Origin of the sequence: Methanothermobacter sp. (genome assembly GCF_049720995.1) — an archaeon.
Classification (GTDB): Archaea; Methanobacteriota; Methanobacteria; order Methanobacteriales; family Methanothermobacteraceae; genus Methanothermobacter.
On sequence record NZ_JBNASF010000013.1, the window covers coordinates 21,911 to 46,414 of the forward strand.

A 24,504-nucleotide genomic window follows, 5' to 3' on the forward strand; every position below is an offset into this window, starting at 1 on the left:
CATAAATATACTTTATTCTCTGGAGGCATAAAACCGATGAAAAAAGCCCTGGAAATATTCTGGAATGACATCAAGACCGTTAAAAACAGTCCCGTGGTGCTATTCGTCATAGCAGTGATTATCTGTATCCCGGCACTGTACGCAGTTTTCAACATACAGGCAACCCTCGACCCCTACTCAAAGACATCCAACATCAGGGTTGCGGTGGTCAATGAGGATGATGGAGTGAATTTTGAGGGTGAACAGCTCAATGTGGGTGCAGAATTCGTGGATGAACTCAGAAATAACAGAAACTTCAACTGGCAGTTCGTTGATAGGTCAGAGGCCATGGAGGGACTGAGGGATGGGGACTACTACGCAGTACTCATAATACCAGGAAACTTCAGCTCAGACCTCCTATCCATAAGGAACGGTACCCCCCGGCAGGCCAGTATTGAATACATAGTGAATGACAAGCTGAACCCGGTGGCTCCAAGGATAACAAATGCCGGTGCAGATGCACTTCAGGCAAGGATAAACAGTGAAGTGGTGAAGACCATTGACGGCATAATATTCGGGAAGATAAGCAGTGCCGGTGAACTTGCAAGGGCAAACAGGGATGATATCCTCAGGACAAAAAAATTCATCAGCGAACTCAACGGAAACCTCGGTAAAATCGATGAAACCCTCAGCACAGCAAATTCAGACCTTGAAAAGGGACAGAACCTCTGGTCAGGACTGAAAAGTGATTTGCCAGAAATTCAGGAAAACGCAAAGTTTGTAAAGGAGAAATACGGTCTGCTAGAAAGTTACATTGGAAAAGACCCTGCAAAGGCTCTATCAACAGTCCAGACCATGGAAGCCCACCTTTCAGAGGCCATAACCTCAATGAAATACCTGAAGGCTGTTCTTGGCAGTTTATATTCCGCAACCGGAGATCCAAAGTTAAAAACAGCGATGGACCAGATAGACGCCAATATCCAGAAGGCGACCTCAGTTATGGGTATACTGGAGGGTATAGAGACTGATCTCAAAACAAAGGGGACCACAGAACGCCTTGTGAAGCTCAGAGAATCCCTCAACAAAATGGACAGTGCACTGAACATGCTAATGAACAACAGAGCACAGATAGATGCTGCCATGAGCGATGCGTCATCAAAACTCGCCATCGCAAACTCCAGGTGGCCGGTTATGCGATCAGCGATTCAGGACGCCCACAGAAAGCTCGGCATGATCAGTGAGGATGACCTCAACAGCCTCGTGAGACTGGCTGACATTGATCCTTCCGCTGTGAGGGAATACTTCAGGAGCCCGGTAAAAATGGAGAAGGAGCATATCTACCCTGTGAAGAATTACGGATCTGCGCTTGCACCCTTCTACATACCCATATCCCTCTGGATAGGTGGTATTATCGCAGTTGCAATGATAAGCATGAGGGTGAAGTACGGTGAATACAGCAGCATACAGGTGTACTTTGGAAGGATGGGGCTCTTCATCATAATAGCCATCTGTCAGGCCCTTGTTGTTGCAGCAGGCGCCATGCTCCTTCAGGTGCAGATAACAGGGAGGTTGCTGTTTCTGCTGACAGCCATCTATGTGAGCATCTGTTCCATGCTCATAATCTATTCCCTCACATCCGCCCTGGGGAACGCGGGAAAGGCCCTTTCAATAATAATTCTGGTGCTTCAGATCACAGGTACAGGGGGCATATTCCCTGTTGAACTCCTGCCACCATTTTTCCAGGCCATCCACCCGTACCTTCCGCTAACCTACGCTGTGGGTGCTCTTAGGGAGGTCGTCGGTGGGGTGATCTGGGGTATCTACTGGAAGAACATTGCAGTTCTTGCCCTCTTCCCTGTGGTGACCTTCCTTATCACGGTACTTGTAAAGGAGAAAATGGATAAAAGGGCCCACTGGATGGAGAGCAAACTGGAAGAAAGCGGTCTTTTCTGATTAACTATTTATTTTTAATTTTTTGTTAGAGCTGATCACTGAATTTTTTAAGAAATTGAAGTGGTTCTAAGAAATTATATCGTCCATATTCTGTGAATGATTTCAAAATAATAAATAAAAGAGGGGCCTAGAGGCCCAGTTCATCCTCTTCCATTTTCTTCTCTTCTTCCTCCCACCGGAGCTCCTCCATTATCTGGTCCTCCTCATCCTCACCGCCACGGTTCCAGTTCACAATACCATAAAGAACACAGAATACCGTCACAATGATACAGAGGAGGTAAGCACTCCAGACCCAGGGATCAGGTATACCCAGAACCATCACATAACCTCCACATCAGACTCCCTCAAAACACCTCTCAACATGCTCACGGGACGGTGGCTCTGTAAGAAGACTCACAGCAACCATGAAAACCGCCGAGACAGGCACCCCTATAAGTATAGGGTCAACAACAGGCCAGGGCATCGAAGCTACGACGGGACCCCCAAAAATGGCCTTAGCAACCCCAAGAGCCTCCGCAGTCTTCTTATACTCAAAAAGAAGCCACAAGAGACTCACAATGGCACCTGAAACCATGCCTGCAATCGCGCCCTCACGGGTAGCCCTCTTCCAGAAAATCGCCGCCGCATAAACAGAAAGGAAAGAAGCAGCACATATGCCAAAGAAGAGAGCCGTCCCCTGCGCAATTATGCTCCCCGGCAGCAGGTAACCCAGAACAAGGGCTATCAGAACCGCGATTATGATACCACCCCTTGCTATGAGGACGGAACTTTCGCCCTTTTTATTCCTAAGAGTCTCATACACGTCCCTTCCTATGGCGGTACCCTGCACATGGAACTGTGCACTGAGTGTGGACATTGCAGCAGAGAGCAGGGTCAGCATGAAGATGTAGGAAAACCACTCAGGCATGGCAGAGTTAATGAAAACAGGTATGATCTTATCCGCATTCCCCCCGGCAGCCTTCACAGCAATCATGCCAGCCTTTTTGAAGAAGTAAACATTTGAAAGAGCCCCCACCACATAGGCACTCCATGTCATCACGAATATGAAGAGTGCTCCTATCAGAACACCCCTGTTGAGCTCCCTGTTGGACCTCACCGTCATGAACCTCACTATCAGCTGTGGCTGTGCAAGGACACCCACACCCACTCCGAGTATTATTGTTGATAGGAGGGTCCACCAGTAGGGGCTGCCATAAACAGGCATACTGGTCCAGCCAGTTGCCCCCATAGCCCGTGCATTTGCAGGAACCAGGTGCGAAATGTTGGTGAGGGCCTGATGAGCATCCACCACCCCACCAAGGATGTAATAGGTTGACACAACAAGGAAAATCATGCCCAGAAACATTATGGTCCCCTGGAGGGCATCGGTATACATCACACCACGTATACCACCCAGAACAACATAAACAGCAACAATAACAGCCATCAATATGAGGGCTATGTTGAAGTTAAGTCCAAGGGTGGTTTCAATAAACCTTGCGGCCCCTATAAGGACCACTGATGCGTAGAGTGGCATTCCCAGGAATATTATGGCCCCCCCAAATGACTGGAGGAACCTGCTATCGAACCTCCTCCCCAGGAACTCCGGGAAGGTGAGGGCAGACATGTTATGACCCATCTTTCTTGTGCGCTTACCAAAGAACACAAACGCAATGAATATACCAACAAGTATGTTGAGAAATACCAGCCAGAGTATACCCATCCCAAACACACCGGCCATGCCACCAAACCCCACAATCGCCGCCGTACTTATAAACGTGGCGCCGTAACTCATGGCCATGATGTAAGGATGGGTCTTCCTGCCGGCCACCATGTAATCCTCTGAGGTCTCTGTCCTCCTCCAGGCCACATAACCAACGTAGCCCACAAGAAGGAAGTAGATGAGAACAACGATACCAAGTACCAGAAAATCCATTCAACATCCTCCTTATCTTTCAGTTACAATTTATAATTAACGATAATGATAATTAACATATAAGTCTTTACAGAAAGAAAACTGAGAGGAATCACATTCGAAGGAGATCAAAATGATATGGAACCCTGAAGCAGAATGCATGAGTCAGGAAGAAAAACAGGAATTACAGCTCAGGAGACTGCAGGAGACAGTTAAAAGGGCTTATGAAAACGTACCCTACTACAATAAACGTTTAACCGATTTAGAAGTGTTTCCAGAGGACATAGAAACACTTGATGATATAGAGAAGCTGCCCTTCACAACCAAGAATGACCTCAGGGAAGCATACCCCTTCGGGATGTTTGCCGTGCCAGATGAGGATATAGTGGAGGTCCATACATCCTCAGGGACCACAGGTAAGCCAGTTGTTTCCGGTTACACCAGGAGGGACCTTGAAATATGGTCAGAGGTCATGGCAAGATCCCTCACCATGGGCATGGCAACAAAAAAGGACCGGATACAGAACTGCTATGGCTACGGACTTTTCACTGGAGGTCTTGGTGTCCACTACGGGGCCCAGAAGATTGGGGCTACCGTCATCCCCATCTCAGCGGGTAACACCAAGAGGCAGATAGAGATAATGCAGGACTTCGGGACCACAGTAATAACATGTACACCCTCCTACGCACTTTACCTTGCAGAGGTCCTTGAAAAGGAGGGTGTTGACATTGAAAGTCTGAACCTCAAATCAGGCATATTCGGCGCCGAGATGTGGACTGAAGAAATGAGAAATGCCATAGAGGAAAGACTGGGTCTCACCGCCCTTAACATCTATGGCCTGACAGAGATAATAGGGCCAGGCGTCGCCCAGGAGTGTACCGAGAAAAACGGCCTTCACATCTTTGAGGATCACTTCTACCCTGAGATAATAGACCCCGGAACAGGAGAGAAACTCCCCTATGGCAGGAAGGGGGAGCTGGTACTCACAACACTCACAAGGGAGGGTATGCCAATCCTCAGGTTCAGGACAAAGGACATAACAGCCCTCAGGGACGATGAATGCGGTTGCGGCCGTACCCTTGTGAGGATGGACAGGATAACCGGAAGAAGCGACGACATGCTCAAGATCAGGGGTGTCATTGTCTTCCCATCACAGATCGAAAGGGCCCTCCTCAAGATAAAGGGTCTTGAACCACACTACCAGATAGTCGTCACAAGGCCCGAGTTTCTGGATGAACTTGAGGTTCAGGTCGAAGCGTCCCCCGAACTCTTCTCAGATGAGGTTAAACATGTGGAAGAGGCCAGAAGGATGATAGAGAAGCATATACACAGTGAAATAGGTCTTCGTGTCAACGTTACACTTGTCGAACCCGGAAGCCTTCCAAGAAGTGAGGGTAAAGCCATAAGGGTCATAGATAAGAGGAAATTTGACTAATGGAGGTGCCTTAAATGAAACTGAAGCAGATATCAGTCTTTCTTGAAAACAGAAAGGGCAGGTTGAAAAATGCCATTCACGCCCTTTCAGAGGAGGGTGTGAACATAAGGGCCCTTTCCATTGCGGACACATCCGAATTTGGAATACTGAGGATGATAGTTTCGGATCCTGAAGCTGCAAGGAAGGCCCTTGAGAAGAATAACTTCGTGGTAAGGGTCAATGATGTAATAGCCGTTGAAGTGCCTGATGAACCTGGAGGACTTGACGGTATACTGGGCGTGCTCACAAAGAGGGATATAAACGTGGAATACATCTACGCCTTCGTTGAAAAAAAGGGGGAAAAGGCAGTTGTTGTTATAAGAACAGAGGATGTTGATGAGGGTATAAGTGCACTTGAGGATGCAGGTATTCCTGTGCTTTCATCAGAGGATATCTACATCCTCTAAATCATCCAACCCTCATTCGCAATTAACGGTCTCAAATCCCTCATTGAATGCCCTCATATTCACTTCCATCAACTTAGGGGGCAGGTTATTCTTCATTGACTCCATAAGTGTCTCTCTTCCCAGAGGGAACCCGCTGGTGGCCGCTGCAGCGCCCAGCATGACCATGTTAAGTGACAGTATGTGGCCAGCCCCCACAGCTATTTCCTCCCCATTGAAACTCCTCACACTACCTGCACTCTCCTCAAGAGTTTTAATTATCTCTTCCAGTGGAGGGTAAGGGTGCGGACTCTTTATCAGGTTAAATTGTGGTATTTTTGATGTATTTACAATTACACAAGCGTCTTTTGACATTTTGGGGAGTGCCCTCATGGCCTCAAGGGGTTCAAAGGCTATGACAAGGTCAGCTTCCCCCTGAGGTATGATGGAACCCCTCACATCACCGAATCTTATCTCTGTTGAGACAGCACCACCCCTCTGGGCCATCCCATGGATCTCACTCATGACGACATTCATTCCCTCATTCATGGCGGCCTCGCCGATTATAACAGATGTCTTTATTATTCCCTGGCCGCCCACACCACACACATATATGTTGTAGCTCATCTTTTTCCCTCCGGTCTTATGGCTCCTGCCGGGCATATCTGGAGGCATACTGTACAGCCCCTGCAGTGGAGGGGATCTATTAAAACCCTTCCATCTTCCTCAACCATAGCTGGACACGCAAGTTCATTGAGGCATTCAAGACAGAGATCACAGCGCTCCTCATCAACCCTTACCGGCCTTCCCCGCACAGCACCCTCAGATAGCATGCAGGGGTATCTGGATATAACCACAGCCACAGATTCGTGCTGAAGTGCCCTCCCTATGATTTCAGAGGATCTTCTTATGTTCATGGGGTTAACGGTCTCCACAAATTCAACACCACAGGCCCTGGCGATATCCTCTATGGATATGGCGGGGGCCTCCTCCCCCATCCCATCAACAGGGAGTCCGGGGTGTGGCTGTCCACCTGTCATTGCAGTTGTCCTGTTATCCAGTATAACCAGCACAAACCTCTGCCGGTTGTGAACAGCATTTATGAGTGGAGGTATACCTGCATGGAAAAAGGTGGAATCCCCTATGAATGAAACTATCCTCTGGGATGTTGCAGCCGAAAACCCGCAGGAGGTACCCACACTTGACCCCATGCTTAGGAGATAATCTGCTGCAGAGTAGGGCGGCTCTATCCCCAGGGTGTAGCATCCGATATCGGTGGGGAATATGAGATCCTCCCCCTGGATACCGAGTTCAGTGGCGGCCCTCCGCACTGAATAGTACATGGCCCTGTGGGGACACCCCGGGCAGAGTGCCGGGGGTCTTTCAGGTAACTCAGGCGCTTCTATTTTATTTTCATGGATTCTGATTCCTGCAAGTCCTGAAATGGCCCTTCTCACTATGTCCTCACTGTACTCATATATCTCAGGGAGTGTGCCGTCGAGTTTTCCATGGACCCCCACATCAAGGCCCTCAGATGCCGCGACTGCAAGGACCTCCTTCTCCATTACAGGGTCCACCTCCTCAACAACAAGCACCCCTTCAAGTCCAGAGAGGAACTCGGCAACAAGGCCTGAAGGGAAGGGATATGTGAATCCCAGTTTAAGTACGGGAATATCAAGTCCAAGCGTCTGGAGTGCATCGTATACATAGTTGAAAGCCCCTCCGGATGCAATTATTCCCAGAGCAGATTCTGCGTCATCATTGAGTACTCTGTTCAGTTTTGAGGCGTCCGCAACCCCCTTAAGCTTCTTCATCTTCTCAACAAGTTCCCTGTGCATCACCCTTGCGGTTGCAGGTACAGGTACGAACTGCTCTGGATTCTTCCTGAAAAATCCCTTCACAGGTTCGGCCCTTCTCTCGCCAACCTCCACGACCCCCCTCATGTGTGAGACCCTGGTTGTGGTCCTTAAAAGCACAGGTACCCCGTACTCCTCAGAGAGTTCAAAGGCATGATTCATGTATTCAAGGATCTCCTGTGGACTTGAGGGCTCAAGGAGTGGAACCGCTGCAAGGCGTGCATAGTGCCTGTTATCCTGTTCATTCTGTGATGAAAACATTGAGGGGTCATCGGCAGACAGGACAACCATCCCTGCCCTCACACCGGTGTATGCTACACTCATGAATGAGTCTGATGCAACATTCAGCCCCACGTGCTTCATGAATGTGAATGAGCGGACCCCGGATGCAGCGGCTGCTGCTGCGACTTCAAGTGCCACCTTCTCATTTATCGAGAATTCAAAGTAGATTCCAGCCCTCTTTGCAATCTTTGATAGGACATTCCCTATCTCAGATGATGGTGTCCCAGGGTAGGTGCTTGCTACACCAACTCCTGACTCTATTGCAGCCCTCACTGCTGCCTCGTTACCAAGTAAGAATAATCTATCGCCCCTTCCGGCTTCAAGTATATCCTCCAGTTCCATGGAATCACCTCGGAGTAATTTGAGTACTCTGCTGCGGATGGCCTGCAAGGCGATACATCCCGTCAGTACACATAGCAACCGTACTCAGAATACATCTATCAACATTTCATAAAAAATTTATCAGTTAGAATCACAAACCTTAATATGGACCATGAACAATTAAGATTCAGTTAATTCTATAATGTTCTTCACATGACTCTGTGCGGAGATAAAAATGATAAATGTTAAGGTTTTAAGGTTTGAGCCCGGTGCAGATGAGAAACCACATCTTGAAAGTTATGATATACCTTCCAGAGAAAAAATGAAGGTCCTTGATGCCCTTCAGCTCATAAACAGGATGTACAATGCTAACATTGCCTTCAGAAGCTCATGCAGGGCAGGGCAGTGTGGTTCATGTGCTGTTAAGATGAACGGAGAGGTTGTCCTGGCATGCAGGGCAGAGGTGGAGGACGGATCCGTTATTGAGCCAGTGGATCTACCGGTTATAAAGGACCTGATGGTTGACAGGAGCGAAATAGAGGATAAGGTGAGGGCCATGGGCCTCTACCTCCAGTCAGAAGCCACGGGCATCCAGAGGATCAAACCGGAGGATTACCAGGACACCAAGAAACTGAGGGGATGCATAGAGTGTTTCTCCTGTATAAGTTCATGTCCCATTATAAAGGAGAGCACAGAGTATGCAGGGCCCTACTTCATGAGGTACATATCAAAATTTGCCTTCGATCCCCGTGATGAGGCTGAAAGAGCCGTTTTAGGTGTCAGGGAGGGTCTTTACTGCTGTACCACCTGCGGTAAATGTGCAGAGGTATGCCCAAAGGAACTCAATGTACCGGGGGATGCAATTGAAAAGCTGAGGGCAATGGCCTGCAGAGAGGGTGCAGGACCCCTCGATGCCCACAGGAACATCAGGAAACTCATTTCAGAGACAGGAAGATCCGTTGACCGTATAGGGGAAGGTTTCATTGAATCAGTTGGGAGTAAACCCGGTTCAAGAATAGGATTCTTCACAGGCTGTCTGGTTGACTACAGGATGCCAGAGGTTGGGATGGCACTTCTTAGGGTGCTCAGGGAACACGGCTTTGAGGTTGACGTCCCTGAGGGTCAGGTGTGCTGCGGATCACCCATGATAAGGACAGGTCAGCTTGACATTGTTGAGGATCTTGTTGAGAGAAACAGAAGGGCGCTTGAAGGGTATGATACCATAATAACGGTGTGTGCGGGCTGTGGAGCCACCCTCAAGAAGGACTATCCCCATTATGGCGTTAAACTGAACGTCCTTGACATCAGCGAATTCCTGGCGGATCGGATTGACGACATTAAAATGAAACCGGTCAACATGCGAGTGACCTACCATGACCCCTGCCACCTTCTGAGGGGTCAGGGTGTTAAACTGGAGCCAAGGAAGATACTGAAAAGCATCCCAGGCCTTGAATTTGTTGAAATGGAAAAACAGGGACAGTGCTGTGGATCCGGTGGGGGTGTGAAATCCGGTAAACCTGAGATAGCCGAAAGTCTGGGAAGGAAGAAGGCTGAGATGATACGCAAACTCAACGTTGACGCCGTGATAACAATATGCCCATTCTGCCAGCTCCATATCAGGGATTCCCTTGAGAAGGAGGGTCTTGGGGACGTGAAGGTCATGAACATCCTTGAACTCCTCGACATGGCCTATTCTGATGACTGAAGGGGATCTGAACATGGAAGTTTACGAGCTCCTCTCCAAAAACATTGGCGTCGTCTTTGTGGAACCTGAAACTCCAGGGAATGTGGGTTTCCTTGCGAGGGCCATGAAGAATTTCGGCCTTCAGAATCTCATCCTCATAAACCCCTGCAGACTTGAGGATGAGGCCTACTACCAGGCTATGCATGCCAGGGACCTTGTTGAGGATGCAATCATCTACCAGACCCTTGATGAGATGATGGAAAACCTTGAACCTGACTTTCTTGTTGGAACAACAGGGGTGCCTGGAGGGAGCTACAACGTTGACAGGATACCCCTAAGGCCATCCCAACTCGCCTCAGCAATTAACCCCGCCTCAAGGACCTTCATCCTTTTTGGACGTGAGGGGGACGGGCTTTCAAACAGTGAAATTGGGCTGTGCGACATGGTGGTGAGTATACCCACAGATAGAGAATACCCCATAATGAATATAACCCACGCCGCCGCAATAATATTTTATGAGATATTTAAAAAAAGAGATTTTGGCTGCGAAGGACTTGAGGAGGCCTCAGGAGTTGAAAAAAAACTTCTTGTGGATGAGATGGATGAGATAATCTCATTGATTGACCTTCCCCCACACAAGAAGAAGGTTGCCTCCAGGGTGTTCAGGAATGTGACCGGGAGGGCCTTCATAACCGCAAGGGAGGCCCATACACTTAAGGGTGTCCTCCGGAGAATAAAGAACAGGATGAAAGAATGAAGTTAAGGAGGTCTTGGTCTGTTTTTCGGTTCACTGGATATGGTGGGTGTCATCATCTTCATCATACTCATCATTTTTCTGCCGGTTATCATCAGGATGAGGATGTTCTCGGCGGTTGAGGGTGCCATCAAGGAACTGGAGGATATGGAGAAGAAAGCCAGGAAGACCATAATGGACCTCAGTGGCATCACAGATGAAGGGCTCCTGGATGACCACCTGGAGTTCTTCATAGTACCCCCCTCGGATATTGATCCATCGGGACTTGCAGATAAATTCAGAAGGCTCCTGGAGATGGGAGACCTCCAGATCAGGGAGATGGTTGAAGAACTTTCTCCAGATGCGGACAGCGAAAGAAGGGCCAGTATAATTATGTGTATAAAGGTGACAGCGGGTATCAGGGGTATTCTTAAATTTCTGAGGCATAACCTTGAACTGTCAAGAAAAACAGGAAACCTTCAGATCCTGGTTGCACTCCAGATGAACCTTGCGCTGATCATGAGGACCGCCAGGGCATACCTGGATGGCTGCAGGGCAATATCCTCATCCCTGCCCCTGGGTGACGGGGCTGGCCCCCTCACAGCAGGGATGCTCATAGATGAAATGGACAGCAAAAAACACCTGCATGACATGGTATATGTAAGGAAAAGATTCATGGATAAGGATATTGGTATTCTGAAGCCACATGGACCTGGTTCAAGGCTTGGAATGGTGGTGAAGGCCCTTGAGGAGATCCTCAGTGAGGATGAGTTCGATGAGGTGATAATGGTCGATGCTGCCGCCAAACTGGAGGGTGAAAAAACAGGTGCGGTGGCTGAGGGGGTCGGGGTGGCCATGGGTGGTCCTGGCGTTGAAAAGTGGTTCATGGAGAACATGATACTTGAACACAGAACCCGCGCCATAATAATAAAGATGTCCCCTGAGGAGGCGATGTCCCATATGACGAGGGAAATACTTGACGCCTGCAGTGTCGCCCACTCCCGAATAAGGGATATAATATCCAGATCAGATGCAGATTCAATCCTCATAATAGGTGTGGGTAACAGCAGCGGAATTCCTGATGCAGTTGAAAACGCCGGGGAGATCAAGGCAAAGGAAAAGAATGAAACCTGAAAATAAAAAGGAGATGTTCTAATGGCAATACTCAGCGACCGTGACATAAAAAGGTACCTTGAGGAGGGTCTTATAACCATAGATCCCCTTGATGACCCTGAAAGGCAGATACAGCCATCATCGGTTGACCTCAGAATAGGCGATGAATTCAGGGGATTCCGGGTCATAAGAAAACCCTGCATAGACCCCAAGGACCCCGCGGACATAGAGTCTTACATGGAGACCTTTCATGTGGAGGATGGTCCCTTCATAATACATCCAGGTGAATTTGCCCTTGCAACAACCTATGAATACATAGGGCTGCCAGATAACCTTGTTGCAAGGGTTGAGGGCCGGTCATCCATCGGGAGGCTCGGCATAACCATGCATGTAACTGCAGGATACGTGGACCCTGGCTTCCATGGGAGGATAACCCTTGAGATATCCAACATAGGTAAGATGCCGGTGGCCCTCTACCCCGGTCAGAGGGTCTGCCAGATAGTCTTTGAGACAATGACAAGTCCTGCAGAGAAACCGTATGGTCACCCATCACGTGAAAGCAAATATATCGGCCAGACAAGGCCCCAGACAAGCAGGATAAAGGATGATTATGAAATAAGAACCTCAAGGATCTGAAAAACCTAAGGAGTGATCATGTTGAATCATGAAAAGACAATGACAGTTGCAAGGAAGAGAGGTTTCCTATGGTCCTCATTTGAGATCTACTCAGGTGTGGCAGGTTTCGTGGATTATGGACCGCTTGGAGCAACACTCAAGAACAAAATAATGAACAGGTGGCGTGAATTCTATGTGGTCAGGGAGGGCTTCTATGAAATAGAGTCCCCCACCATAATGCCAGAGGAGGCACTCAAGGCATCAGGACACGTTGACCACTTCAATGACCCCATGACCCAGTGCAAGGAGTGCATGGATGTCTACAGGGCCGACCACATAATTGAGGATGCAACAGGAAGGGACGTTGAGGGCCTCGAGAACCATGAACTTACAGAGATAATATCAGATGAGGGCATAAGGTGCCCGAGGTGTGGTGGACACCTGACCCATGTATGGAGCTACAACCTCATGTTCCAGACCCTGATAGGGGCTAAAGGCAAAAAAACAGGTTATCTCCGACCTGAAACTGCGCAGGGGATATTCATACCCTTCAAGAGGCTTCTGAGGTTCTTCAGGAACCGTCTGCCATTTGGGGTTGTTCAGCTCGGCAAATCATACCGCAATGAGATATCACCCAGGCAGGGTGTCATAAGGCTCCGTGAGTTTACACAGGCAGAGGCTGAGATATTCGTTAACCCTGAAGACAAGTCACACCCTGATTTTGATACTGTTAAAGGGGATAAACTCAGATTATACCCTGCGGAGGACCAGCTTGATGGTTCAGAGCCCATTGAGCTGACTGCGGCTGAAGCAGTTGAAAGGGGCATCGTATCAAGTGAAGTACTGACATACCACCTCTGCCTTGCAAAGAGGTTCCTCACAGATATAGGTATACCCGAGGATGCCTTGAGGTTCAGGCAGCACCTTCCATCTGAAATGGCCCACTATGCAATTGATTGCTGGGACGTTGAGGCATTCACAGATTCCTATGGCTGGATAGAGATTATAGGGATAGCTGACAGGACAGACTATGATCTAAAATCCCACAGCCAGTACAGTGGCGAGGACCTGAGGGTGTTCATAGAGTACGAAAAGCCAAGGAAGATTAAAAGGCGCGCTGTTAAACCGGACATGGGAAGGCTCGGGCCACGATTCCGGAAGGACGCTGCAAGGATAGCTCAGACACTCAGTGAAATTGAAGCTGATGAAGTGGAAAAAGCGCTCAGAGATGAGGGTAAATTCATCATAGACGGTGAATTCGAAATACTGCCAGATGATGTGAGCTTTGAGGACGTGGAGGAGGTTGTGACTGGTGAAAAGGTCTATCCACATGTCATAGAGCCATCATTTGGTATTGACAGGATAATTTACACCCTTCTCCTGCATTCCCTTGTGGATGAGGATGAAAGGACCTACTTCCGCCTTCCTCCGCATGTTGCACCGGTCGAGGTCAGCGTGTTCCCCCTTGTAAACAAGAAAGAAATGGTTGAAGTTGCCCTTGAAATTAAAAGAAAGCTCAGAAAATCAGGTTTCATAGCTGAATTTGACTCATCAGGAACCATAGGGAGAAGATATGCCCGTTCAGATGAAATAGGGGTTCCATTTGCGGTTACTGTGGACCATGAAACCCTTGAGGATGGAACAGTAACCCTCAGGAGCAGGGATGACTGCAGTCAGATAAGGTTGAAGATTGAGGAACTGGATTCAAAGTTGGAGGAATTTATAAAATCCTGAAACTAATCCTCCAGAGGAAGCGGGGTCTCCCTGATACTGCCCAGAGCTTCGCTGTCCAGCACCGATGAGAGGCTCCAGTGGTAGTCAAATAGCCTGTTACCCCACTGGAGAATCTCCTCCCCATGACCCATCAGGATTTCCGTTTCTGAGGAATGAACCCCATCCCTTTTAAACAGGCTCATTGAAAAAAATTTATCGGATATCATGTACGAAAGTTCCTGTTTCTCAGGAAGAAACGCGATTCTCAGTAAATCTGAATCCATGAGTTCCTGGAGATTCATTAAACCATAGTCCCCGAGAAAAACATGATATGTGTCGGGTGTCAGTATGAACTCCGCTGTTCCACCAGTCTCAACGAAGCTTGCCAGTGATTCTGTGTGCCTGGGAAGGCAGGATGAGAGCATTGTCCTGAGGTGGGTGGCGTTATCCAGCATCTCAGAATAGGTGGTGTGTGGTCTCTGGAGGTCATCCTGTGTTGCCTCAACAATATAAGCATCCCTGAAGACGTTTATATCCATGAGAAACTCTGTAGGAATTGATCCGATTGAATGTTTGTTCCAGAATTCCCTGTGAAGTCTTACAGCATCCATTGAGTTCATAAATTTTGATAGGGTGACTCCCATAAGCTTCCCCTTTGACGTTAATCTGCATGTGTCTGATGACCTCTCCACCAGCTTCCTTTCCTCCAGTTCCATTAGTGCATGTGTGGTGGCTGAATTTGAGGTCCTTATGATGTCCCTGATCTCAGAAACCCCTTTTTCTCCATCCATAAGATTGAGTATTACTCCTGATCGCACCCTGGATCCCGCTATAAATCTGATCTCGGCAAGCAAATCATGAATGTCACCTTGAAGCCCTGAAAGTAAGTTAAAATCACTGCTAAGTTTCATCCCCGGACCTCCTATACTGATAACATGATTCCAGTCAGGTTTCTGATGCCAAGCTTTTCAGATCGATCCCTGTAATGTTCATAGAGCCGGAAGCCCCATTCAATGGCTCTACTGTCGGTGCTCATGATATCCCTGTTCTGGTCATAAAATCCTCTGCTATCAAAAAGGCCCAGTGAGAGAAACCTGTCAGTCACAGTGAATGCAACCTTCAACGGACCGGGAAATCTGAGAATCTTAAGGTTTCTCTTCTTAATTGCCGTCTTTAGGAGCCCGAAACTTGCATTTAAAACCATCTCCCGTATCACGCCATCTGTCAGGACAAGTTCAACAGGAACCCCCCTTTCCAGGAGCCCCTCATAGATATCAACCAGGTCCCTGTGAGAGATCGGGGATACGCCATAAACCACCTCAGAATCCGCTATGAGTTCCCTGTAGGTGTTATGGGGTCTGTATATATCTTCAGGCGCTGACCTGATAAGTTCAGAATTTATGATCCAGTCAATATCCTCAATGAGGTATTCAGGAATCCCACTGATATCATGATTCAGCCAGATTTCATCAAATGCATTTATAACTCTCACAGAGTTCATTAATTTCAGTGCTGAGAGAGTTTTGAGGCTTGCCTCTGATGTAAGGCTGTAAGAGTCTCCCGACCTGCTTATGGACCCCTCCTCAAGAAGTAATCTTATGTTACTGTAGAGTGCCGGAAGGCTCACATTAACCTCCCATTTAATCTCATCAAAGGTTTTTGGTGACCCAAGAAGCGAAACCATTATTCTGAACCTTATGCTGGATTTGAGGATGAACTGAAGATCCTCATAGAGATATTCGTATACGTCGGTGAGCCTCTCCTCGTACATCAAACAGCCTCCTCACATCCTTATATTCATCAGATTTTAAATATTTTATTGAATAATTTAAAGTTGTAGTGGTCTAAAGGAGGATTTGAACTGATAGATAGCCATATACATGCAGATACAAGACCCTTTGAAGATTTTGAGCTTATGGCTGTGAGCGGTGTAGAGGGGGCCCTTACCTGTGCCCATGACCCTCTGGAGATGATATCATCCGATGTTGTTATGGCTCATTTCCAGAGGCTGCTAACAGTGGACACTGAGAGGGCCGCCCGCAACGGGTTAAAACTCTATACAGCCCTTGGAATACACCCCAGGGCAATACCCCACGACCCTGAAAGGGTGATTGAAAAACTCCCGGATATCCTCAGAAATCCATCTGTGGTTGCTGTTGGTGAGGTGGGTCTTGACTCTGGTTCAGAAATTGAAAAAGATGTTTTTAAAGCCCAGCTAAAGGTGGCTGAGGAACTTGGTTACCCTGTGATTGTCCACACTCCACGGAGAGGAAAGGCCGATGTTACCCCAGAGATAATGGATCTGATAGATGGTACAATCAATGAGTCCCTGGTGGTGGTTGAACATGTTAACAGGGAGGTTCTCCCGGAGCTTGTGGAAACCGAGTGCATGCTTGGACTTACTGTGCAGCCTGAAAAGCTCACACCGGAGGAAGCAGTTGAAATTCTGCAGGAATATGGAACAGAAAGGTTTGTACTTAACAGTGACATGAGCTCAGCGCCATCTGATCCCCTCTCAGTTCCAAGGACGGTTCAGAGAATGAAGATGGAGGGTTTCAGCAGCAGTGATATAAGGCGGGTTTCTGCTGAAAACATAAGGGATCTACTTAAAATCGGGTCAATCTAAAATGCTCCCATCCTTGAAATCACCATGAGTGCCAACCTGTGACCGTTTCTCAGGCAATCCGCTGGTTCTGAACCTCTGAGCCACATTGACATGAAACCCGCTGCAAAGGCGTCTCCTGCCCCTGTGGTATCCAGTGCATCTTCAGCCTCAATTTCAATGGTCTCAGAGTGGTCCTTTGAAAAGAAGGATGCCCCATGGGGTCCATGGGTCACCACCACGTTTCCAGCCCCTACCTCAAGAAGTCTTTCAATTCCTGATCTCCTGGAGCCGGTTAGAATCTCAAGCTCATGATCATTCAGAAATATTATGCTGGTTCTCTCAAGAACACGGGAAAGCCCTTCAATGCCATATGATGCCAGCAGTGTGCCGGGGCTGAAGGAGATGTCCCTGATACCTGAAACCGCACTGGCAACCTCAATGTAGCAGCCACTTAGATGAACTGCATCTGCTGCCAGTATATACCTTGATTCCAGTTCACCAATCTCAAGACTGGCATTTGCGCCCATGTAGGAATAAATGGACCTCCTACCCGCTCCATCCACTGATATGAAGGCCATTCCAGTTGTTTCATCCTGTCTTGATATGCATGATGTATCAACACCTCTGGATTCCAGAAGGGATGTGATCATATACCCGTAAACATCCCTTCCAAGGGATGATACAATTCCCGCATTAAATCCAAGGTGGGAGATCCACACGGCAAAGTTGAACGCTGAACCGCCAGGAATGACATGTAAATCTTCTATGTACATCTCAGAGTCCGGTTCAACGAATCCGGGCACCCGAAAAATAAAGTCCATGTTGCAGGTTCCAACACTTACAACACTCATCAAAATAAATCACCGGGGTGATCACCTTCGCCCCATCAAACCGCTTATGAGTTTGGCGATAACACCCTGCTTGTCTGGTTCTATTGGCTGATATTCCTCGCCGATGAGATCCGCTGCAAGTTTCATCAGGGAATTGCTTGCAGGGGACTTTGGATTCTTAATGACTATCGGCTCACCAAAGGCTGCCGCCCTGCTCACCTCAGGATCATCAGGTATCACCGCAATAACAGGTACCTCAAGTATTGTCTCAACCTCCTCAACACTCAGGAAGGTTTTATCGTACTGCTCACGGTTTATTACAACACCTATTATGTTGATGCCAAGTTTACTTGCGACGATCTTTGTTTTGAGGGCATCACTTATTGATGGTACCTCTGGTGTTGTGACAAGCAGAAGTTCGTCTGCAGCTGCAAGTGCTGCAACAGCGTCCTTTTCAAGACCCGCAGGAGCATCTATAAGGAGTATATCAGTATCCTCTATTAGGTAAGCAAGGGCATCCTCAAGGCGGTCAAGTTTAACGTTTCTGAGCCCCTCAAGGGATATGCCAGCAGGTACCACCCTCACGCCATTGGGACCCTCATAAACCGCGTCCTCAATTGAAGCGTTGCCTGCGAGAACATCATGAAGTGTGACGGATTTACCCTCCATCCCAAGGATGAGTTCAAGGTTTGCCATTGCTATATCAGCGTCAAGCACAACAACCCTTTCACCGTAGGTTGAGAGAGCAACACCCAGGTTAGCAGTGATGGTTGTCTTCCCCACACCTCCCTTACCTGATGCGACTGTAATCACTCTTGTCATTCCAATACCTCCACATAGATAATAACAGTTATCCTAATATAAATATTGATGTCCGGTACAGCAAAGGCAGATCACCGCACCTCAATACTCACCTATAAATATTGATGTCCGGTACAGCAAAGGCAGATCACCGCACCTCAATACTCACCTCAAAGTTATCCACTATCTCTGGGAAATCCCTGAAGGTTTTTCTGAGTTCCATCTCAACAATATCCATTATATGAAATTTGAGGTTTTCCTCCTCCTTTGAATCCCCCATGATCCTTGAGAAGATACCCTTACCCTCATGTTCAACCATTATCTTAATCCTCCCACTGAGGTCGTATGTGTTGTCAAGGAAAACAATCACCTCAGCGCCCTTTATACGGGGTATTCCCAGTATAGACATTTTTATTTTATTCATAAGGGTCAGTTCAACCCTTTCAGGATCAATATCAGTGATTGCACCACCCTTATATGTCTCAAGGACCTTTTCGACCTCCTCTTCACCTATATCCCTGAGGCCATATTTTTTCATGAGCTCGTCTCTGCTGAGGGGTTTGGAGGCAGACACATCCATTGATTCCGAATCATCAGTCCCCAGTCCCCCCTCCTCCCCGGTGTCAGCATCAATCGATCCATCGGCAGCCGGAATTTCAGGAGACTCCTCAGTCTCTAAAGTCTGGGGTTTTTCGGGAACTTCTTGTTTAACCTCAACCTGAGGCTTCCCCTGGGTTTCAGATGATTCTACATTTTTTCCTTCCAGATCAACGGTGAATTCAGTATCTTCCATGTCAGGGGAAGTATCACCGGCTATTTCAGAAGTTCCAGGTGTCCCTTCATCTGTTATGGGCTGCCTGTAGCTTGCTTCCTTTGGATTGAAGTAGTCCTCCTCTTCAGCCACTTGAGGCTCGATCCCCTTTCTTTGTTCTATTGTGTAGATTCTGTTTATATCCATGAGGTAATCGAGCTGTGATCTTTTAAGATCAAAGAGCTCTATGAGGGTATCTGTTTTATCGGCCACTTCCATTATCCTTTCAAGAGCTTCCTCCTTCATGAATCTGTCATATGATGCCGCAACGTACACTCCATCCCTGAATAGAATGTAGCCCTCGTCGGATGCATGTGTAATCCTTATGAATCCATTGTATTCATCCGAGGCAAGTTTTTCAAGAAGTTCGCTGAAATCTATCTCATCGCCGTAGGAAATCTTGGATGGCTTGGTTATCGGAAGCTCCATATTTTCACTACCCCTTTCTGATGAGTTTAATTTCCCGTGGAGTTATTATAACCACATTCTTCTCCTTATTGCAGAGCAGTATCGCCTCCGCACCATGATTCTCCCTTAGATCCTTTATCCGTTCTCCCACTGCCTTGAAATCCGATGGATTATCCCTCTGGATGTCGGTTAGATCAAGTATAACCGGATTCTTCTCATCAGTCACCTGGGAGAGTGCATCATCCACATCCCCAATGGATTTTGCCTTCAGGAGAATGATCTCATAGAAGGAATGCTCCGGCACTATTATTGTTTCTGTCTCCTCAGGTTCCTTAACTTCCTCATCAAGCCCCACACTTTTCTTCAGCATTTCGAGAATGTCCCTCAACTAAATCTCCCCTATGTGCTCCATGATCACATCCATCAATCTTGAAGCCCCCCCATTCTTAACATCAACAACAGGAAGCCCGAAACGTGCTTCATACCTTTCCATTATTGATCTGTCAGTCATGTTTCTTAAATTTAAGGAAATCCCTATAACCCTGGTTGGTTCGATTGCCTCTATGGCCCTTATCTCATCCTTTATCCCCCTTGGTTTTCTGTAGGGATGGTTTGGCCTGTGACATAGCACCGTAACGTCTGGCATCGCCCCTATAAGTATTGAGGCAGATAAACCCCTTGGGTGAGGGTTTCTCCTTTCTGTGAGGCTTGACTGGCCCTCTATGAATATCAGGTCAGGATCCTTTTCCTCCTCAAGGTACTTCACTGAGCCCATAACAGCCGCGGCAACATCCATAACAGAGAGACTCCCTGCCCGGAAATTTATGTCAACCGGCTGCTCAAGACCCATCTCATCGGTTGAGATAACTCCCACCTCAAGGCCCCTTTCCCTTGCCTCCTTTCCCAGAAGTCTTGTGGTTGTACGTTTGCCGCACTCCTGTGAGGTGCCCCCAACAAATACCAGCGGCGATCTGTGCCTGTATTTTATCTTTGGGAGTACCTCTGTGCAGCGTGGGGGTGCAACCCCAAATATCTTTCTTACGTTGTCAAGGCGGGGGCTTATCTCCTTGATTGTTACATTCATCTGCTCTGCAAATTTGACGAGCGATGTGTTATCTGCCAGTGGGAGTGATCTGAATGAGGTCACAACATTTTTACCCTCATTGATCGCCTGCACAGCATACTTGAGGGCGGTGCCCTCTGCACCTATGGGGAGCATTATTGCAACACTTCTTGCATCGGTCTCATGTATAAGCTTAAGGAGGTTTGATGATACCTTAAATCCACAGAAATCCTTTCCATGCTTTCTGGGGTCATCGTCAACAAATCCGACAGGTTCGACTCCCTCGAAATTTGCAAATTTTTCTCCTCCACCACCACATCCAATGATTATAAACGGATTCAGCTCCCTCAGTTCCTCAACAGAAGATAATATGTGCAAATAATCACTCCTTTAATATTGCTGGAATCAAATAGAAACTGTTAATTAGTTAGTCATACTCATTTAATTAATAAATGCTTAAAGCATATATATTTTGGGTAGAATACTCTGTTTATGGAGGCATAGTATGATAGCAAGAATACTTAAAGATTTAGGTAGGATCAATGGGGTAAATGGTTCCCTTGTTGTTGGTAAGGATGGTCTTGTAATCGAAAGTGAGGTTCCATCCGACATAGACGGGGAACTGGTCGCTGCAATGGCTTCAGCAGTTTTCGGTACTGCAGAAAGGTCCGCCGAGGAAATAAAGCATGAGCCCCTTGAACAGGTTATGATTGAGGGTACCAGGGGTAAGACCCTCATGATAGACGCCGGGGAGGGAATACTTGTACTGATAACCGATGTTGATATAAATCTTGGTCTTATTCGTATTGAGATGAGGAGAAGTGCCGAACGCGTTAAGGATCTCCTTACATAACTCTATTTTAAATATGGGGCGTGAAAATTGAGAAAACCCTATGTGATACTTATAGGAAGTGCTTCAGGAATTGGGAAGTCCACCGTTGCATCAGAACTTGCAAGGGAGCTGAACATAAAGCACCTTATAGAAACAGATTTCATAAGGGAGATCGTAAGGGGTATAATCGGTCCAGATTATGCTCCGGCACTCCATAAATCCTCATTTGATGCCTACACCACACTGAGGGATAAAGAGCGCTTCCGTAACCACAACATTGAGTCACTGATATGCGCAGGTTTTGAGGAACACGCATCATTCGTTATCCCCGCAGTTGAGAAGGTTATTGAAAGGGCTGTTGCTGACTCTGATGATGTGGCCATAGAGGGCGTCCACCTCCTGCCCGGCCTCCTGGACATTGAAAAATTTGAGGAAAATGCATCAATTCATTTTTTTGTTCTGTCTGCCGAGGAGAATCTCCATAAGGAGCGCTTCGTTAAGAGGGCCATGGAGGTAAAGAGGGGTGGAAAACACCTTGAATACTTCCGTGAGAACCGTGTCATACATGACTACCTTGTAAGAAAGGCCATGGAGCATGAAGTACCGGTGATTAACAACGACGACATAAGGTGCACCATTAAAAGGATGCTATCATTCATAAGAGAAAACTGCGCCGAAGTGACGCTTCAGCACCCTGTTGAACGCCTCGGTGAGGTTATAGACATTATCATTAAGAGGCATGGCGGAAGAATCGTTGACGTAGCCTATCCAATACCTGGATTTTCACAGCCACTCAAACGTGAGGTTAACGTATACGACCCGTCAGAGGCTGAAAGATTTCTTAAGCGGTTAAATGAGAGTCCAAAGCGAAAAAGAGATCTTGAAAGGCTTTACACGCTTTCAGATAACATCCACAGCCACAGGATATGTGCACCGGATCCTGAGAGTCTTCAGGCAATACTGAATGAGCTTGATGAAAGAGGACTCATCTACCGGGAAGAGAACTGATATGCAGTGTAAACTTGATGATCCATTCACTTAATTCAGGTTCTTTGAGAGGGAGTACAGGGGTGACAGATTGAACCAGCAGGATATGAAGATCGACTGTCCAGTCTGCAGTGGAAAGAAGTGTATGACCGCCATCAGCAGGGTTGAGGAGATTCCCTACTTCGGGGAGATAATGGAATCCGTACTCATCTGCAGTAGATGCGGCTACAGAAGCACCGATATAATCTGCCTCGAGCAGAAGGAACCATCAAGGTACACAATCGAAGTTGGGGATGAAACACTCAATGCAAGGGTGGTCAAGTCCCAGTCAGCAACCATAAGGATACCTGAACTGGGACTGAAGGTTGAACCGGGCCCCAGATCAACAGGTTACATCTCCAACATTGAGGGCGTTGTTGAGAGATTTGAAACCGCCGTCAAAACAGCCATCAACCTCTTTGAGGAGGATGAATCAAAAGAAAAGGCCTCAGAGATCCTGGAAATGCTCCGTGAAGTTCGCGGGGGAAAAAGGAATGTCACAGTTATAATTGAGGATCCATTCGGCCAGAGTTTTGTTGGCCACCCGCGTGCTGTGAGGGAAAAGCTATCAGATGAAGAAATAAGATCCCTCAAGACAGGCTTCATGGTTTTTGAGTCAGATGAAATTGATGAGGGCGATTAGTCCTCATCAACATCCCTTAGTTTGAGTGTGCGTTTGATATCCATACCCATTGCATCACAGTCGGCCTTTATTGCCTCAAGGTGTGCCAGGAGGCGTTCCTTTTCCTGGTTTATTCTTTCAATGTTCTTGTAGGGATATATGCACTCCTTGAGCATCTCGTATTCCACTGTGGCATAGGGGTACTGGTTAAGCTGTTTGCATACCTTCTCGAGGATTTCTCCAAGGAATCTGTTCATCTCAACCTTGACCCTTTCACGTATCATCTTGTCACTGTCAAGGTGCTGTTTCATGAGCCTGACAACCTCTGCCTTGGCAAAGGGTAATTCCTCGGTTTCCTCTTCAGCTTCCATGTCAGCATTGTTATTCTGGATCTCTTCATTCTCCATAGGTTTCTACCTCCATGTGACTATATCATGCTCAAGGTATATAAATGTATTCCATATAATCAAAGAAACACCAAATATAACAGCAGAAATTAGGACCATCTTTAATTATAATTAATGGTTCTGATTACCAGAATTAAAGGTCATTTCAGTTCCCTTATCTCAAGGCTGAGGTCAAGTGGATGGGCTGATGTGGTTATAAACCCCATTGATATCACATCAACTCCAGTGGAAGCATATTTATCTATATTTTCAGGTTTTATACCCCCTGATGCCTCAACAATTACTCTGTCCCTCAGCCCGGCACTTTCAAGTTTCTCCAGCGCTTTCCTGACGTCCCCCGGGTTCATATTATCAAGCAAGATGATGTCGGCCCCTGCATCTGCCGCCAGTACAGCGTCACCCGGCCTTTCAACCTCAACCTCAACCTTCTTTGTGAAGCTCACATGTTCCTTAACACGCCTCACCGCGTCCCCCACACTTCCAGCGATTGCTATGTGATTGTCCTTGATCATTGCACAGTCATCAAGTCTGAATCGATGGGTGTCACCACCACCAATTTTAACTGCCTGCTTTTCAAACCACTGCAGTCCAGGAGTCGTCTTCCTGGTGGCGGCTATCCTCACATGAGGGTTCACTGACCTCACACGCTCAATCATGCTTTTTGTGAGGGCGGCTATGCCGCTCATTCTCATCATGAGATTCAGCATTGTCCTCTCGATCTTTAGGATATCTGAAGCTTCCCCCTCGAGGATTATAACCCTCTCACCTGCTTTAACCGGATCACCATCCAGTTTCAGCCTGTTCATTTCAATTCCAAATTCCCCGGCTATGATCCCTGACACATCCACACCTGCAATTATGCCATCCTCCCTGGCTATGACATCCGCCACCGCCAATGTACCCCTTTCAACAAGTGCCTCTGTTGTTATATCCTCAAATCCCACGTCTGCCCTGATCATTTCCCTGAGAATGTCAATCATGAAGATCCCCTAAATTAATATAAAGGGAAGAATTATAAATTTTATGACCATGAATCAGAATCTCAAGCAGATATCCTAAAGGGAAGAATTATAAATTTTATGACCATGAATCAGAATCT

Annotated in this window: 25 protein-coding genes; 12 read left to right on the forward strand and 13 right to left on the reverse strand. The window is 47.3% G+C overall.

Going from position 1 to position 24,504, the window contains the following annotated elements:
• The first annotated feature begins 36 nt into the window (after positions 1-36).
• The gene (locus tag ACPLJI_RS05410; protein ID WP_424730444.1) at positions 37-1,932 is read left to right on the forward strand and encodes a YhgE/Pip domain-containing protein; all 1,896 of its coding nucleotides are present in this window, start codon (positions 37-39) and stop codon (positions 1,930-1,932) included.
• 127 nt (positions 1,933-2,059) lie between these two features.
• Here the strand turns inward: ACPLJI_RS05410 and ACPLJI_RS05415 are convergent, their stop codons facing one another.
• Positions 2,060-2,251: a symporter small accessory protein gene (locus ACPLJI_RS05415; RefSeq protein ID WP_424730445.1), complete on the reverse strand. Its 192-nt coding sequence runs from the start codon at positions 2,249-2,251 to the stop codon at positions 2,060-2,062.
• A gap of 15 nt (positions 2,252-2,266) precedes the next feature.
• Entirely contained in the window at positions 2,267-3,847 is a 1,581-nt protein-coding gene (locus ACPLJI_RS05420; protein WP_424730446.1) for a sodium:solute symporter family protein, read from the reverse strand.
• A 112-nt stretch (positions 3,848-3,959) separates the two neighbouring features.
• On the opposite strand from ACPLJI_RS05420, the gene ACPLJI_RS05425 reads away from it, so the two are divergent.
• The gene (locus ACPLJI_RS05425) at positions 3,960-5,261 is read left to right on the forward strand and encodes a phenylacetate--CoA ligase (RefSeq protein ID WP_424730447.1); all 1,302 of its coding nucleotides are present in this window, start codon (positions 3,960-3,962) and stop codon (positions 5,259-5,261) included.
• Between the two features lie 14 nt (positions 5,262-5,275).
• Positions 5,276-5,707: an ACT domain-containing protein gene (locus ACPLJI_RS05430; protein ID WP_424730448.1), complete on the forward strand. Its 432-nt coding sequence runs from the start codon at positions 5,276-5,278 to the stop codon at positions 5,705-5,707.
• A 12-nt stretch (positions 5,708-5,719) separates the two neighbouring features.
• On the opposite strand, the gene ACPLJI_RS05435 is transcribed toward ACPLJI_RS05430, so the two are convergent.
• Both ACPLJI_RS05435 and iorA read right to left on the reverse strand, forming a co-directional pair.
• Complete coding sequence (locus ACPLJI_RS05435) at positions 5,720-6,310, reverse strand: indolepyruvate oxidoreductase subunit beta (protein ID WP_424730449.1); 591 nt, start codon at positions 6,308-6,310, stop codon at positions 5,720-5,722.
• Positions 6,307-8,163, reverse strand: a complete 1,857-nt coding sequence (gene iorA / locus ACPLJI_RS05440; RefSeq protein WP_424730450.1) for an indolepyruvate ferredoxin oxidoreductase subunit alpha — start codon at positions 8,161-8,163, stop codon at positions 6,307-6,309. Before iorA ends, ACPLJI_RS05435 begins: the two co-directional genes overlap by 4 nt.
• A 214-nt stretch (positions 8,164-8,377) precedes the next feature.
• Between iorA and tfrB the strand changes: the two genes are divergently transcribed.
• The 5 genes from tfrB to glyS are packed head-to-tail and all read left to right on the forward strand — an operon-like array spanning position 8,378 to position 14,021.
• Positions 8,378-9,847, forward strand: coding sequence for a fumarate reductase (CoM/CoB) subunit TfrB (gene tfrB, locus ACPLJI_RS05445; protein WP_424730451.1), 1,470 nt, complete (start codon positions 8,378-8,380; stop codon positions 9,845-9,847).
• 13 nt (positions 9,848-9,860) lie between these two features.
• Positions 9,861-10,583 (forward strand): TrmJ/YjtD family RNA methyltransferase, encoded by a 723-nt coding sequence (locus ACPLJI_RS05450; protein WP_424730452.1) that lies wholly within the window; start codon positions 9,861-9,863, stop codon positions 10,581-10,583.
• A 39-nt stretch (positions 10,584-10,622) separates the two neighbouring features.
• Entirely contained in the window at positions 10,623-11,693 is a 1,071-nt protein-coding gene (locus ACPLJI_RS05455) for a DUF1512 family protein (RefSeq protein WP_424730453.1), read from the forward strand.
• A 21-nt stretch (positions 11,694-11,714) separates the two neighbouring features.
• Positions 11,715-12,308, forward strand: a complete 594-nt coding sequence (dcd, locus tag ACPLJI_RS05460; RefSeq protein WP_424730454.1) for a dCTP deaminase — start codon at positions 11,715-11,717, stop codon at positions 12,306-12,308.
• Positions 12,309-12,329: 21 nt separating this feature from the next.
• Entirely contained in the window at positions 12,330-14,021 is a 1,692-nt protein-coding gene (gene glyS / locus ACPLJI_RS05465) for a glycine--tRNA ligase (protein ID WP_424730464.1), read from the forward strand.
• A gap of 2 nt (positions 14,022-14,023) precedes the next feature.
• Here glyS and ACPLJI_RS05470 read toward each other — a convergent pair whose 3' ends face one another.
• Positions 14,024-14,791, reverse strand: coding sequence for a helix-turn-helix transcriptional regulator (locus ACPLJI_RS05470; protein ID WP_424741160.1), 768 nt, complete (start codon positions 14,789-14,791; stop codon positions 14,024-14,026).
• Positions 14,792-14,922: 131 nt separating this feature from the next.
• Complete coding sequence (locus ACPLJI_RS05475) at positions 14,923-15,771, reverse strand: helix-turn-helix transcriptional regulator (RefSeq protein WP_424730465.1); 849 nt, start codon at positions 15,769-15,771, stop codon at positions 14,923-14,925.
• A 105-nt stretch (positions 15,772-15,876) separates the two neighbouring features.
• Here ACPLJI_RS05475 and ACPLJI_RS05480 point away from each other — a divergent pair, with 105 nt between their 5' ends.
• Complete coding sequence (locus ACPLJI_RS05480; protein WP_424730466.1) at positions 15,877-16,626, forward strand: TatD family hydrolase; 750 nt, start codon at positions 15,877-15,879, stop codon at positions 16,624-16,626.
• Here the strand turns inward: ACPLJI_RS05480 and ACPLJI_RS05485 are convergent.
• From ACPLJI_RS05485 to ACPLJI_RS05505, 5 genes are all read right to left on the reverse strand, one after another.
• Positions 16,623-17,456, reverse strand: coding sequence for a carbohydrate kinase family protein (locus tag ACPLJI_RS05485; protein WP_424730467.1), 834 nt, complete (start codon positions 17,454-17,456; stop codon positions 16,623-16,625). The genes ACPLJI_RS05480 and ACPLJI_RS05485 overlap by 4 nt on opposite strands.
• 21 nt (positions 17,457-17,477) lie before the next feature.
• Positions 17,478-18,257, reverse strand: a complete 780-nt coding sequence (locus ACPLJI_RS05490; RefSeq protein WP_048176372.1) for a septum site-determining protein MinD — start codon at positions 18,255-18,257, stop codon at positions 17,478-17,480.
• Between the two features lie 127 nt (positions 18,258-18,384).
• The gene (locus tag ACPLJI_RS05495) at positions 18,385-19,476 is read right to left on the reverse strand and encodes a DUF2226 domain-containing protein (protein WP_424730456.1); all 1,092 of its coding nucleotides are present in this window, start codon (positions 19,474-19,476) and stop codon (positions 18,385-18,387) included.
• A gap of 7 nt (positions 19,477-19,483) precedes the next feature.
• Positions 19,484-19,843 (reverse strand): hypothetical protein, encoded by a 360-nt coding sequence (locus tag ACPLJI_RS05500; protein ID WP_424730457.1) that lies wholly within the window; start codon positions 19,841-19,843, stop codon positions 19,484-19,486.
• The gene (locus tag ACPLJI_RS05505; RefSeq protein ID WP_424730458.1) at positions 19,844-20,896 is read right to left on the reverse strand and encodes a DUF1611 domain-containing protein; all 1,053 of its coding nucleotides are present in this window, start codon (positions 20,894-20,896) and stop codon (positions 19,844-19,846) included.
• Between the two features lie 127 nt (positions 20,897-21,023).
• Between ACPLJI_RS05505 and ACPLJI_RS05510 the strand changes: the two genes are divergently transcribed.
• The 3 genes from ACPLJI_RS05510 (at position 21,024) to ACPLJI_RS05520 (ending at position 23,019) form a co-directional block, all read left to right on the forward strand.
• Positions 21,024-21,371, forward strand: a complete 348-nt coding sequence (locus ACPLJI_RS05510; protein WP_010877438.1) for a roadblock/LC7 domain-containing protein — start codon at positions 21,024-21,026, stop codon at positions 21,369-21,371.
• Positions 21,372-21,398: 27 nt separating this feature from the next.
• Positions 21,399-22,358, forward strand: a complete 960-nt coding sequence (locus ACPLJI_RS05515) for a 3H domain-containing protein (protein ID WP_424730459.1) — start codon at positions 21,399-21,401, stop codon at positions 22,356-22,358.
• 70 nt (positions 22,359-22,428) lie between these two features.
• Positions 22,429-23,019, forward strand: coding sequence for a ZPR1 zinc finger domain-containing protein (locus tag ACPLJI_RS05520; protein WP_424730460.1), 591 nt, complete (start codon positions 22,429-22,431; stop codon positions 23,017-23,019).
• On the opposite strand, the gene ACPLJI_RS05525 is transcribed toward ACPLJI_RS05520, so the two are convergent.
• The gene (locus ACPLJI_RS05525; protein WP_424730461.1) at positions 23,016-23,405 is read right to left on the reverse strand and encodes a hypothetical protein; all 390 of its coding nucleotides are present in this window, start codon (positions 23,403-23,405) and stop codon (positions 23,016-23,018) included. The two genes, ACPLJI_RS05520 and ACPLJI_RS05525, sit on opposite strands and share 4 nt — an antisense overlap.
• A gap of 140 nt (positions 23,406-23,545) precedes the next feature.
• Complete coding sequence (nadC, locus tag ACPLJI_RS05530; RefSeq protein WP_424741161.1) at positions 23,546-24,385, reverse strand: carboxylating nicotinate-nucleotide diphosphorylase; 840 nt, start codon at positions 24,383-24,385, stop codon at positions 23,546-23,548.
• Positions 24,386-24,504 lie beyond the last annotated feature (119 nt).